Source organism: Cupriavidus sp. SW-Y-13, from assembly GCF_009793345.1.
Classification (GTDB): Bacteria; Pseudomonadota; Gammaproteobacteria; order Burkholderiales; family Burkholderiaceae; genus Cupriavidus.
Window position 1 is genome coordinate 2,277,162 of the sequence record NZ_WHLX01000002.1, and the last position, 12,093, is coordinate 2,289,254.

General features: G+C 64.2%; 11 protein-coding genes. 4 read left to right on the top strand and 7 right to left on the bottom strand.

Annotated features, from left to right (window positions below; all coding sequences use genetic code 11):
* Window positions 1-18 precede the first annotated feature (18 nt).
* On the bottom strand, window positions 19-213 hold the full coding sequence (locus GA566_RS25695; protein ID WP_137925878.1) for a DUF1059 domain-containing protein: 195 nt from the start codon (window positions 211-213) through the stop codon (window positions 19-21).
* 118 nt (window positions 214-331) lie between these two features.
* Here GA566_RS25695 and GA566_RS25700 point away from each other — a divergent pair, with 118 nt between their 5' ends.
* Window positions 332-988 carry a DsbA family oxidoreductase gene (locus GA566_RS25700; protein WP_137925877.1) on the top strand — a complete coding sequence of 219 codons (657 nt, stop codon included), beginning with the start codon at window positions 332-334 and terminating at the stop codon, window positions 986-988.
* A gap of 27 nt (window positions 989-1,015) precedes the next feature.
* Here the strand turns inward: GA566_RS25700 and GA566_RS25705 are convergent, their stop codons facing one another.
* On the bottom strand, window positions 1,016-2,092 hold the full coding sequence (locus GA566_RS25705; protein WP_160474402.1) for a porin: 1,077 nt from the start codon (window positions 2,090-2,092) through the stop codon (window positions 1,016-1,018).
* A 478-nt stretch (window positions 2,093-2,570) separates the two neighbouring features.
* The gene (gene fumC, locus GA566_RS25710) at window positions 2,571-3,974 is read right to left on the bottom strand and encodes a class II fumarate hydratase (protein WP_160474403.1); all 1,404 of its coding nucleotides are present in this window, start codon (window positions 3,972-3,974) and stop codon (window positions 2,571-2,573) included.
* A 252-nt stretch (window positions 3,975-4,226) separates the two neighbouring features.
* Between fumC and GA566_RS25715 the strand changes: the two genes are divergently transcribed.
* The gene (locus GA566_RS25715) at window positions 4,227-4,598 is read left to right on the top strand and encodes a hypothetical protein (protein ID WP_130393972.1); all 372 of its coding nucleotides are present in this window, start codon (window positions 4,227-4,229) and stop codon (window positions 4,596-4,598) included.
* A 150-nt stretch (window positions 4,599-4,748) separates the two neighbouring features.
* Here GA566_RS25715 and GA566_RS25720 read toward each other — a convergent pair whose 3' ends face one another.
* Window positions 4,749-6,749: a diguanylate cyclase domain-containing protein gene (locus GA566_RS25720; RefSeq protein ID WP_160474404.1), complete on the bottom strand. Its 2,001-nt coding sequence runs from the start codon at window positions 6,747-6,749 to the stop codon at window positions 4,749-4,751.
* A gap of 380 nt (window positions 6,750-7,129) precedes the next feature.
* Here GA566_RS25720 and GA566_RS25725 point away from each other — a divergent pair, with 380 nt between their 5' ends.
* Window positions 7,130-9,079, top strand: coding sequence for a putative bifunctional diguanylate cyclase/phosphodiesterase (locus tag GA566_RS25725; RefSeq protein WP_370459353.1), 1,950 nt, complete (start codon window positions 7,130-7,132; stop codon window positions 9,077-9,079).
* Window positions 9,080-9,201: 122 nt separating this feature from the next.
* Here GA566_RS25725 and GA566_RS25730 read toward each other — a convergent pair whose 3' ends face one another.
* Window positions 9,202-9,567 (bottom strand): PadR family transcriptional regulator, encoded by a 366-nt coding sequence (locus tag GA566_RS25730; RefSeq protein WP_137927024.1) that lies wholly within the window; start codon window positions 9,565-9,567, stop codon window positions 9,202-9,204.
* A 544-nt stretch (window positions 9,568-10,111) separates the two neighbouring features.
* On the opposite strand from GA566_RS25730, the gene GA566_RS25735 reads away from it, so the two are divergent.
* On the top strand, window positions 10,112-11,023 hold the full coding sequence (locus GA566_RS25735) for a DMT family transporter (protein WP_160474405.1): 912 nt from the start codon (window positions 10,112-10,114) through the stop codon (window positions 11,021-11,023).
* A 6-nt stretch (window positions 11,024-11,029) separates the two neighbouring features.
* On the opposite strand, the gene GA566_RS25740 is transcribed toward GA566_RS25735, so the two are convergent.
* Together GA566_RS25740 and fur are read right to left on the bottom strand one after the other, a co-directional pair.
* On the bottom strand, window positions 11,030-11,407 hold the full coding sequence (locus GA566_RS25740; protein ID WP_160474406.1) for a hypothetical protein: 378 nt from the start codon (window positions 11,405-11,407) through the stop codon (window positions 11,030-11,032).
* 119 nt (window positions 11,408-11,526) lie between these two features.
* Window positions 11,527-11,970 carry a ferric iron uptake transcriptional regulator gene (gene fur, locus GA566_RS25745; RefSeq protein WP_137927021.1) on the bottom strand — a complete coding sequence of 148 codons (444 nt, stop codon included), beginning with the start codon at window positions 11,968-11,970 and terminating at the stop codon, window positions 11,527-11,529.
* Between the last annotated feature and the right edge of the window lie 123 nt (window positions 11,971-12,093).

Genomic DNA, 12,093 nt, shown 5'->3' on the forward strand with positions numbered 1-12,093 from the left:
CATGCTGAAGCCAGCAACCTACGCTGGCGGCGCACCGTCGTGGAAACACGCCTTGAGCTGTGTGCGCAGTTCGGGCGAGTCCTGATGCTCGTGGACCTGCACGGCATGCTGCACGGCGGCTTCGAGCAACTCTGCCTCGCTGTCCGCGCTCAGCGCGACCGTGCATTGTTTTTCACTGGGGAATTCGCGGCAATCGATGTATTTGCGTCCCATGGGAGTCTCCCGGCGCGAATGGATGGTCACGCCAGATCCAGTATAGGAGGCGCGTGCCCTGCAGGATTCGACAAATCCGGCTACCCTGTCGCCACTTTCGAAGCTGGAAAAACAAGTCATGACCCAATCACTCAAGATCGATGTGGTATCGGATATTGCATGCCCGTGGTGCGCCGTAGGCATCGCGTCGCTGATGGTGGCACTGGATCGTCTCAAGGACGAGGTCGATGCCGAGATCGTGTTGCATCCGTTTGAACTGAATCCGCAGATGGGGCCGGAAGGCGAAGCCATCGTCGACTACCTGGGCAAGAAGTACGGCCGTACGCCGGCGCAGATTGCCGAGAGCCAGGCCATGATCCGCGAGCGCGGCGCCGCTGTGGGTTTCACGTTCGGTGCGCGTGACTTCGTCTACAACACGTTCGATGCACACCGGCTCTTGCAGTGGGCCGCCACGGAAGGCAAGCAGTTGCCGTTGAAACTGGCGCTGCTGCAGGCGTATCACGGCGACGGCAAGGATCCGAGCAATCACGACGTGCTGGTGGAAGCCGCGCGCTCGGTGGGACTCGATGCCGAAGAGGCGCGCGACATCCTCGACAGCGACGAGTTTGCGCAGGATGTGCGTGATGAAGAACGCGAGTCGCAGGCCATGGGCATCCAGTCCGTGCCGTCGATCATCTTCAACAACCACTACCTGCTCTCGGGCGGTCAGCCACCCGAGGCCTTCGAGCAGGCAATCCGCGGCATCGTGGCCGAGCAGAGCGGCAAGACCGCCTGACCGCCACGCGACGGATCGATCGGCCGATCAGAACGTGTGACGCATGCCAGCCATCACGCCTACGCGCGTGCTCTGGCTGACATCGGTGACGGGGGTGCCGCCCCAGTACTCGGTCTCGCGTCCCACCGTGCCGCCGCGCGCGTGCACAAGATCGGCCTCCAGGTACACACTCGTGCGCTTGGAAAACGCGTAGTTGGCCACGAAGGCGACGCTATCCGCGTTGCCGCCGCCAAGATGAATCGGCACATCCTGGAACTGCGTGGTCACGCCCCCCGATTGCAGATATCGGTAGTAGGCGCCCGAGAGGTGTAGTGCCGGCGTGAGCTGGTATCCGAGTCCGGCAAAGACAATGTTGTAGTGCGCGTCGGTTGCCGATTCGCGCCGTCCCATGTGGCCCACGTATGCGCTGGCCTTGCCGAATGCGTACGAGCCGCCCACCGAGTAGTTGCGGATCGTGTTCGCCCCATCGTCGCTGCGCCGCTGGTCGTACGCTATGCCCAGCGCCAGCGGTCCACGGTCGTACTTCACGCCACCGCCGAGTGTGGTGCCACGGTGCATGCCGCCCGGCTGTTCGCCTGCACCGTAGTCCAGTTGCACCGAAAACGGCCCCATCTTGTGCTGGTAGACCACGCTGTTGTTGATGCGATAGTCCTGGAAGAAGATATCGCCGCCGATGTAGATCGGATCGGACCAGAAATTCCCCCAGCCCTGATCCAGCGGATTGAACGCCCAGCCGATGTTGTTCACCGCGTTGTACTGGCGCCCGAACGTCAGGCTACCCCAGTTTCCCGCCAATCCCACGAATGCCTGCCGCCCGAAGAGCGCGTTGTAGCCCACCGTGCCGGTGTCGCTGTTGAAGCCGTTTTCGAGTTGAAAAATGGCGCGATTGCCGCCGCCGAGATCCTCGGTGCCTTTCAGGCCGAAACGGCTGCCGACCATGCCGCCGGAGACCAGTCCAACCTGGTCGTGATGCTGGCCATCGATGTTCGAGGTGTACCGTACGGCCGAGCTGACGATGCCATACAGGGTGACGCCGGAGTCGGCGTAGGCGACGCAGGGCAAGATCCCGGCCGCAAGCAGCCAAAGGCTGGCTGAAGACTTCACGAATTGTCCTCCGGAATACGGACCGGCCCGCGCGTGTGCCGGCGGGCGGGTTCAGGCGAGTACCTGAGAGGTTTCCAGTCCCGTGCGGGAGTCTTTCGTCATAGCAATCACACGAAAGGCGCGCGGGGCGTTATCCGGGATGCACGCGGCAGAGCGGCGCAGAGCCTGGATCGAGGGTCGAAGCGGTTGGCGAATGCTGTGAGCGGGGCACAGGCAAGCCAGGAGCGAAGGCACGAAGCCTTGCGGGAACATCGGAATGTCCGCGGCACCTCTTCGACGAGGCCATGGCCGTACCCATCGCGACCTGCGGGAGGTCTGTGCGAGGTCTGTAATACGGCGCTGCCAGTGCTGCGGAAGGGGCGCATTTTACCGCATCGGGCCAAGCACTCCGTTCTGCGGCGACAAGCGCACAGGGATCGGGGCAAGAAAAAAGCTGCGTGGATACGCAGCTTTCTTCGTCAAGACCAGCCTTCCTGGCTCAGACTTCGATGGTCATCGCCTTGAAGTCGATCCACTGATCGAACTGCTCGTTTGTGACATGGCCGGAAGCAATCGCCGCCTCGCGCAGCGAGAGATTCTTCTTCACCGCGAGCTTGGCGATCTCGGCAGCCTTGTCGTAACCGATGTGCGGATTCAGCGCAGTCACGGTCATCAGCGAACGTTCCAGCAGTTCCTGGATGCGCGCGCGGTCGGGCTCCACGCCCTCCACCATGTGCTCGGCAAAGCTCGATGCCGCATCGGCCAGCAGCGTGACCGATTGCAGCAGGCTATAGACGATCACCGGCTTGTACGCGTTCAGTTCCAGCGTGCCCAGGCTGTTGGCCAGCGTGACCGTGGTGTGGTTGCCGATCACGCGGCAACAGACCATCGCCAATGCTTCGGCCTGGGTCGGGTTGACCTTGCCGGGCATGATCGACGAGCCGGGTTCGTTGGCTGGCAATTGAAGTTCGGCAAAGCCGGCGCGCGGACCCGAGCCCAGCAGCATGAAGTCACGTGCAATCTTCAGGAACGACGATGCGGTGGTGTTCAGCGCGCCCGACAGATCGGCCAGTGCATCGTGCGCGGCTTGCAGCGCAAAGCGGTTGGCGGCGGGCTCGAACGGCAGGCCGGTGTACGCGGCCAGCGCACGGGCAAAAGCCGGTGCAAAACCGTGCGGCGCGTTCAGGCCCGTGCCGACGGCAGTGCCGCCCTGCGCCACAGGCATCGCGCGCAGCATCGCCTGCTGCAGACGCGATTGCGCATCCGCTACCTGCGTCATGTAGCCGGAAAATTCCTGGCCCAGCGTCAGCGGCACCGCATCCTGCAAATGGGTACGGCCAACCTTGACGATGTCGGAGAACGCTTCGACCTTCTTTGCAAAGGTCTGCTGGAGTTTTTCGAGCGAGGGCAGCAGTTCCTGCTGGATGGCGCGCGTGGCAGCGATATGCATCGCCGTGGGAAAGCTGTCGTTGGACGACTGGCTGGCGTTGACGTGATCGTTGGGATGAACGGGTTTCTTGCTGCCCACCTCGCCGCCCAGCATCTGGATGGCGCGGTTGGAGATGACCTCGTTGAGGTTCATGTTGGTCTGCGTGCCCGACCCGGTCTGCCAGACCGACAGCGGGAACTCGGCAGGCCACTTGCCGGCGATGACTTCCTCGGCGGCACGCTCGATGGCATCGGCCACATCGGGCTTCAGCACGCCCAGCTCGCGGTTGGCCCGTGCCGCGCAGAGCTTGAGCACGGCGAACGCCTCGATCAACGATGGCGGCATCTTCTCGCTGCCGATACGAAAATTCTGACGCGACCTCTCGGTCTGTGCCCCCCAGAGATGATCGGCTGGGACGGCAACGTCTCCCAGGCTGTCTTTCTCGATACGGGTGGCGGACGGCTTCTCGGACATGGACGGACTCCTTCGGACAAGAGAGATCGGCAAAGACCGTAAGCATAGACCGCTGGTGCTACATGCGCCGCATGCCCCTGCCATCGGCATGTGCATGCCCGCAGTTCTGCCTCTACAATGGGCCGTCACTGCAACGGGTCCCCGTGCGCCGGGTAGTTTGTGCCGATTCATTCGCGCCGAAAGCTGCTTGCACGCAGAAGCGCGAAGAACGCAGCAGTTGACGTCAACACCAAGTCAGAAAGGAAACACATCATGGGTGAAGCGAAACGGCGCGGCACGCCCGAGGAACGGGCACAACAGGCACAGGCTCGCGTAGACGCACTGCGGCCCGCGCAACTGGTCTGCGGACACTGCAAGACGGCATTCACCAACTTCGACGCCATCCCGGCGCCGGACCTGCGCGGCATCGACGCCGTGTTCGGCGGCCAGTGCCCGAGCTGTGGCAACGATGTGGTGGTGTTCAGGGGCGAATCGAAGGCCGTGGCCGAAGCCATGCTGGCCTACGAACGCATGATGGGCGAGAGCGCGAAGCTCGGTTACCAGTCAGCCGACGGCCGGCACGTGGCATTCGACGCCGATGCGCCGCAGGCATCGGATGCTTCCGAGGAATCGACGAGGCATTGATGGGGTGGTTTCGGCGCTGAAAGTTCAGTGTTTGACGTTGCTCCTCCCGATGTTTTGCTCCCCTCTCCCTCTGGGAGAGGGGCAGGGGGAAAGGGCAAGCGCATCAAGTCCTGACCAACTTTGCCAAGGACGGACCGCCGGCCCTCTCCCCTAACCCCTCTCCCGCTCGCGGGAGAGGGGAATCAAATTCTCCGGCCCCATTTCAAACCGTCCCCTTCCCATTGCCTTGGCCCGATACAGCAACACATCGGCCATGCGCATCAAGGCATCCTCGCCCATCGACTCGCCGCAGTAGAGCGCCACACCGATGCTCACATCCACATCGGCCAGGATACCGTCGAAGTAGAACCGTCGACCCACCGATTCCAGAATGGCTTCGGCCACGCGCTGGGCGGCTTCCGGCGAGCCGATGTCCGGGAGGATGACCGCGAACTCATCGCCGCCCAGGCGGGCCACGTGGTCCTGTTCGCGCACGCAGCGTCGCAGCCGTAGCGCAAAGGCCTGCAACAGCATGTCGCCGGTGGCGTGTCCAAAGGCATCATTCACGGCCTTGAAGCGGTCCATGTCCAGATAGAGCAATGCCATCAGGCGATGCTCGGCGCGGCTGAGCGCCATGGCGTCCTGCAGCAGGGTCTCGAAGGCGCTGCGATTCTGAAGCTGTGTCAGGTGGTCGGTGCGAGAGATGTGCGAGAGACGCAGCGTTTCCAGCTTGCGCTGCGTGATGTCCTGCACGTGGATGTGCACGCCCACCACCTGGGTGCCGTCCTCGTTCCATTCGGGCCGGTAGCTGGTTTCCATCCAGTGGTGGGTCGGAAACAGGTACTCGCCTTCGAAACTCACCACGCCGCCTGCGAGCGCCTGCAGCAGATAGGGCCGCGCGCGCTGGTAGCGCTCCTCGCCCAGCAGTTCGCGCACCGTCATGCCGCGCACCTGGTCTACGGGAATGCCGAAGGCCCGTTCGTAGGCCAGGTTGTTGAAGAGGTAGCGCTCGTCGGTGTCGATGAAGGCGAGCAGCGCGGGGAACGTATCGGTGACTGCACGAAGACGGCGCTCGCTGCGCGAGAGTTGCCGGCCGCGTTCGCGAACATCGCGCATCAGGCGGATGAAGGCGCGTGTCACGTCGCCAATCTCGTCACGCTGAGGCCGTTGCGGCAGGCGCTCGAAAGCATCGACGTCGCCGGTGCTGTCGCGCACCACGTGGTGCAGGCGCGAGAGCGGCTCCAGCAATCGGCGTACGGCCAGCCAGATCAACAGCGCCACCACCGCCAGCACAATGCCGGACATCATCAGGAATCGCTGCTGCATCTGGCGCAGCGGCGTGTACGCCTCTTGCGCGGGCAGCACCGCCACCAGTTCCCAGCCCGTGGTGGCCATCAATCGCCGTGCGATCACGGGACGCGTAGGCGTCAGGAATTCGAATGCGGAGGCTTTGCCGGTCAGGCCGCAGTTGTCGCCGAACGGCTTGGCCGGCTGCTGCGCTTGCGCGGGCTCGGGATGCTGGATATAGACGGGCTGTGCGCCCGCCGAAACCAGGCAGTAGAAGCCGGTGATGCCCAGCCGGTTATGGCCGATCTCGACGAGAAAATTCGGCTTGTCGAGGTTGAGCCAGCCCCCCACCAATCCCATGAATGCACCGGACTCCGCCAGCACAGGCACCACCACGAGCACGCCGCGCGAGTTGTCCGTGCGCGCGCGCAGCGGCGCGGCCACCACCACGTTGCGGGTGCGCTCGGCTTCGCGGAAATACTGACGGTCGCTGACATCGGCGGGCAGCCCATCCATGGTCAGCAACGTGCCGTGCGCATCGGCCACCATCACGGCGTTGAGGGCGGCGGGTACGGGCACTGTCCGTGCCACGGCCTCGCGCAGACGCTGGCGCACCAGATCGGGCCGTGTGTGGGACGCATTGGCCAGGATGCCGCGCAATTGCGGAGCCAGGTGGGCAAGCGTGACGATGCGATCCTCCATGGCCGTATCGAGCTGGTCGGTCGACAGCTTGACGATGGAGTCCTGCTGATTCTGGAGCGCTTCTTCGAGATCGCGGTGGGCGTAGTAGAGCGAGCCCATGACAATGCCGCCACCGAGCACGGCGGCAAGCACCGTGGTGATCAGCGCGAGTCGCGCCTTGAGCGATGGCAAGAACCTGGGCATGCGAAAGAAGGGAACGGGCGCCCGCGTCATGAAGATCGGGCGCCGGTGCTACGTCGGACGCCATCGTAAGCTATCACGGCTCACCCGTTTGAGGCATTCGCGACAAACGAGCCTCCACGCGCTGACTCCGTGCGATTTGCGCGACACTTGCACCCCGCCGGCGCGGCTGGATAGCCCTGCACAGGAACGCCAAGTGCCGTGGCCGTGGCATGGCCGAAGCCGCGAAGTGTGTGTCCCGCCACTGTCCGGGGTGACCGCACTGTTCCGGGCGTAAGGGGGCAGGTTATAGTGCGCCCAACTTGCCAGCCGGGGCGCCCCTTTTCCATGCCGTTCGAAGGCTGGCGCAAGCGTCTTTCCCCCCTTTTCGCGTCGCCAGATTCATGACCTTGCCATCGCTGTCTCCCACCATGCTTGCGCTGCTCGATGCAGCGGGTGGGGCGTTGGTGATGGCCATAGCGCTGGTCGCGGTATGGCTCGGACTCCGCGTAACGAGGAGCCGCCGCGAGGCCCGGCAGCAACGCGAAATGGCCGAACAGGCCAGCCATGCCGAAGCCGTGAACCTGCGTGCGAATCTGGCGCGGGCCGAGCGCAGCGCTGCCACGGCCAGCATGCGCTACGCGCGGCTGCTCGATCAGGCGCCCTTCTGCGTGATTACTTTCGACGCCACGGGCATGATTACGGGCATCAACCGGGCCGGCCAGCGGATGCTCTGGTACGGCGAGCCGGAACTGGTGGGCCGCATGCCCTATGACAGTCTGCATGACGCCGACGAAGTGGCCGCCCATGCGCGTGTGCTCTCCGGGGAGATCGGCACGCCCGTCCTGCCCGGGCTTCCGGCATTGATCGCCAAACCCCGTCTCGGCGTACCCGATGAACGCGAGTGGGTGTACCTGCGCAAGGGCGGCTCGCGCCTGCCCGTGCACCTCACGCTGACGGCGATGACCGATGGCAGCGCCGATACCGGGTTCCTGGCCATCGCGCACGACCTGACCGAGCGCCGGCGCGTGGACGAATACATCCGCCATCTGGCCCAGCACGACGCACTGACGGGTTTGCCCAACCGCACCGAACTGCACGCCCGCACAGAAGCAGTACTGGCCGAGGCGCGCCGGCAGGGCGCTCGCGTGGCGCTGCTGCTGCTCGATCTGGATCACTTCAAGCACATCAACGAGACACTGGGGCACCCCGTTGGCGATGACGTGCTGCGCACGATCGCGGACCGCATTCGCGGCGCAGTGCGTCCGCGCGATGTGGTGGCGCGCATGGGCGGCGACGAATTCGCGGTGGTACTCGGCGGGTTGCGCCACGACAGCGAGGCGGAACTGGCGGCGGCCAAGATCCTGGCGCGGGTCTCGGAAGAGTTGCAACTGGCGGGGCAGTCGCTGCGCGTGACGCCGTCATTGGGCATGGCGATTTTCCCGGACGACGGCAGCACGCTGACCGAACTGCTCAAATCCGCCGATTCGGCGATGTACGCAGCCAAGCGCAGCGGCCGCGCGCAACTTCGGCGCTTTGCCAGCGAGATGGCCGAGGCCACGCTGGCTCGTTTCACCATCGAGGCACTGCTGCGCCGCGCGCTGGCCGAGCAGGAGTTCAGGCTGCGCTACCAGCCCATCGTCGATGTCGGTACGCTGTCCGTGGTGGGGGTCGAGGCGCTCATTGCGTGGGAAACGGCCGAGCGCGGCACGATGCAGCCCTCGGAATTCATCCCGATTGCGGAGCAATGCGGCCTGATCGGCGCACTCGGTGAATGGACACTGGCCACAGCCTGCCGCGAGATCCAGCAATTGCGCCGCGAGCTGGGGCGCGACATCGACGTAGCGGTGAATATCTCGCCGCTGCAACTGCGCGAAGCCAATTTCCCCGATGTGGTGGCGCGTTGCCTCCAGGCAGCGGACCTGCCGGCCGGTAGCCTGACCATCGAGGTCACCGAAGGGATTCTGGTCGATGGCGGCGATATCACCGTCGAGACGTTCCGTCGCGTGCGCCAGCTTGGCGTCGGGGTGTCCATCGACGATTTCGGCACGGGCTATTCGGGGCTGGGCTACCTGACCCGCCTGCCCATCAGCAAGCTCAAGATCGACAAGTCATTTGTCGATGACCTGGCTGCGCCCGGCCATGACCGGGCCGTGGCGGCGGCCATCATCGCGCTGGGCCACCAGTTGCACCTGCAGGTGGTGGCCGAGGGCGTGGAGTCCCGGGCCCAGCTCGAATTCCTGCGCGGCGAGGGCTGCGACGCGGTCCAGGGCTACCTGTTCAGCCACCCCGTCAGCCTGGACGCGCTGCGCCAGATCCTGCTCGGCGGCAAGGGCTTTGCGCACGCTGCTTGATACGCAGAAACGGGTACGCTTTTCCTCGCCCGCGTTGTTCGTCCTCCCCAGAAAAAACAAAAACCCGGCCAACACGAGTGTGTCAGCCGGGTTTCCGCGAGCGGGGGCGCTCAGTATGCGGTTCAGGAATTCGTGGCGACGGCGGGGGTATTTCCCATCAGGCCGGCGGAAAGGGACGGCATTTCATCGTCCGAGACCGAAGGGTTGTGCAGCCTGCGATACAGCTCGTCGATGCGGCTGCGGCTGCTGGCCAGCTCTTCGCGGCCTTGCTCGGTCAACTGGTAGACCCGGCCGATGCCGTCACGCAGCACGCTTTCGAGGTAACCCTCCATCTGCAGGGCACGCAACAAGGGGCGTACGGTGCCAATATCCACCTGGAATCCGTACTCCATGAGCATTTCAGCGAGCATGGCCACGGTGGCTGGCACCTCCATGGCAAATTGCATGACGTAGACGCGGGCTAACAAGCCAAGGAACTGTCGTTTCATGAGGCAGGCAACGCAAAACCGGGGCAATAGGTTGACGCGGGAATGCAACGTGCGCGAAACGTCCTACCCCAGGGACGCGCCGCAGTCGCTACGATACGTGGTTTTACGATTTCGCGACGCCAGAAAAAAAAGAAGCCGCCAGTTGCCTGGCGGCTTGTCGGGAATGCGTCGGAGGGGTCAATTAACTCTGGCGCAGAACAGAGTTTAATGGAATCTAATACGCGATGTCACGTGGTGTGGTATTGCCCCCTCCATCGGTGGGGTAGGACCGTAAGCCACTCGAAAGCGAAATCGCGGCAAAAATGCCACATAAGTGGGTTTTGCCCCATATCCGGGCATGTTCGGCGGCCAACTCGAACACGTGTTCGTCATTGGCGCCGTTGGCAGATGTCCGGAAACAGCGCGCTTCGCGGCCCGGATTGCAGTGAAATCGTATCGGCTCGGGCATTACCCAATTGCCGGAATACAGGACGGATTCTCGTTTCTGTCGTTCGGCTGCAACAGTATTCCTTGTTGTCTCATCATCATTGCGCCCCCTGAACCCATGCAACCCATCCAATTGATTCGCCTGCTGTCGCTCTCTGCTATCTGGGGCGCCAGCTTTCTGTTCATCCGGATCGCGGCACCCGTGCTCGGGCCGCTGCCGACCGCCTTCTTCCGCGTGTTGATCGGCGCCGTGACGCTGGCGGCGTGCCTGCCGTTCCTGGGCGTGCGGTGGGACATGAAGGGCAAGTGGCGGGCGGTGATCGTGCTCGGCATCATCAATTCCGGGATTCCCTTCGTGATGTACGCCGTGGCGGCGCTATGGCTGCCAGCGGGCTACTCCGCGATCTTCAATGCGATGACGCCGCTGATGGGTGTGGTGATCGGGGCACTGTTCTTTGCGGAAAAACTGACGCGCGCCAAGGCGGCGGGCGTGCTGATCGGCCTGGCGGGGGTGGCCGTGCTGACCCGCACGGGACCGGTGGTGTTTTCGCACGATGTCCTGCTCGGCGCGCTGGCCTGCCTGGTGGCCACCTCTTGCTATGGGTTGGCGGGATTCCTGACGCGCCGCTGGATCACGGCACAGGGCGGTCTCGACAACCGGCTGGTGGCAGCCGGCAGCCTGATCGGCGCCGCGTTGTTCCTGCTGCCGTTCAGTGTGGCGGCGCTGATCCGCGAGAACACCCTGCCGGCCACCGGGCCGGGCCTGTGGGCCGCCATGCTCGGCCTGGGCATGTTCTGCACGGCCATCGCCTACGTGCTGTATTTCAAGTTGATCGCCGAACTGGGCCCGGTGCGCTCGCTGACGGTAACGTTCCTGATTCCGCCGTTCGGCATTGTCTGGGGGTGGATGTTCCTGGGCGAAACGCTGTCGTGGGCCCACGCAGGCGGCATGTTGCTGATCGGCGTGGCGGTCTGGCTGGTGCTCAGGCCGTCCGCGCCGGCGGTGGCACCGGCTGCGGCCCGGTCATAAGGCCAATCAGCGGTTCCACGGACCGCGGTCGTGCTCGTAACGATGCGCGGCGTGGTAGTCGCGATCGTGGAATCGCCGGTACTCGTGGCGATCGTACCAGCGCCGGCCGTCCCAGTAGCGTTCGCCATGCCAGCCGATTACCACAGCCGGTGCAGGCGCCACGATGACCGGCGGGCCGGGGCGATACACGACGGGCGGCGGAGGCGGCGGGGCAACGTACACCGGCTGGGGCGCCACATAGACGGGCGCCGGCGCCACATAGACCGGCGCCACGGGCACGCCGAGGTTGACGTCGACATCGACACGGGCCATCGCGGCAGTGGATACGGCCAGCGTGGCAGTGCCGGCAAGGATCAGGGAAAGGTAGAGGGGGCGCTTGCTCATGGTATTCACCAAGGGTGAGAGGTCATGTCTCCACTCTACCGATGTGGCGTATTACCGTTTGCACGCGTTTGTAACCGCACATGGCGTTTCTGTAAGAAACGTGCGCGTTACCTGGAGGGCTATCCTGCTTGCCCTTGCTGGCACACCGGGCACAGCCCATAGAGCACCAGCATGTGCTCTCTCAACACGAAGTCGTTCTGTGCAGCCACCTGTTTCTGGCGCGCCTCGATCCCTTCATCCTTGAACTCCTCGACCACGCCGCAACCCACGCAGATCAGGTGGTCGTGATGGCCGCCTTCGTTGAGTTCGAAAACTGCGTGATCGGACTCGAAGCTGTGGCGCAGCAGGATATTGGCCTGCACCAGCTGGTTCAACACGCGGTAGACCGTGGAAAGACCGGCATCGACCTCGTGATCGAGCAGTATCCGGTAGACATCTTCCGCGCTCAGGTGCCGGCGGTTGCTGGTGCGAAACGCTTCCAGCACGTGCATGCGCGGCGACGTGGCCTTCAGGCCAGCGCGCTTGAGAGGGACGGCATCGGAATTCACGGTGGACGTAGTCATGCGGCAGCTCGCGCCGGAACGGGCGCTCGGTTGGTACTCCAAATCGGTGGATCCGGGGCAGGGGCGCTGCGCCAACGCATTCGGTTGGCGGCCCATCTGCCGGGGCTTGACGGAATCAGGCGG

Bases quoted from the DNA above. Each gene is read 5' to 3' on its own strand.
- fur (WP_137927021.1), bottom strand. From the start codon at position 11,970: ATGACTACGTCCACCGTGAATTCCGATGCCGTCCCTCTCAAGCGCGCT.
- GA566_RS25695 (WP_137925878.1), bottom strand. From the start codon at position 213: ATGGGACGCAAATACATCGATTGCCGCGAATTCCCCAGTGAAAAACAA.
- GA566_RS25740 (WP_160474406.1), bottom strand. From the start codon at position 11,407: ATGAGCAAGCGCCCCCTCTACCTTTCCCTGATCCTTGCCGGCACTGCC.
- GA566_RS25700 (WP_137925877.1), top strand. From the start codon at position 332: ATGACCCAATCACTCAAGATCGATGTGGTATCGGATATTGCATGCCCG.
- GA566_RS25720 (WP_160474404.1), bottom strand. From the start codon at position 6,749: ATGCCCAGGTTCTTGCCATCGCTCAAGGCGCGACTCGCGCTGATCACC.
- GA566_RS25725 (WP_370459353.1), top strand. From the start codon at position 7,130: ATGACCTTGCCATCGCTGTCTCCCACCATGCTTGCGCTGCTCGATGCA.
- GA566_RS25735 (WP_160474405.1), top strand. From the start codon at position 10,112: ATGCAACCCATCCAATTGATTCGCCTGCTGTCGCTCTCTGCTATCTGG.
- GA566_RS25730 (WP_137927024.1), bottom strand. From the start codon at position 9,567: ATGAAACGACAGTTCCTTGGCTTGTTAGCCCGCGTCTACGTCATGCAA.
- GA566_RS25715 (WP_130393972.1), top strand. From the start codon at position 4,227: ATGGGTGAAGCGAAACGGCGCGGCACGCCCGAGGAACGGGCACAACAG.
- fumC (WP_160474403.1), bottom strand. From the start codon at position 3,974: ATGTCCGAGAAGCCGTCCGCCACCCGTATCGAGAAAGACAGCCTGGGA.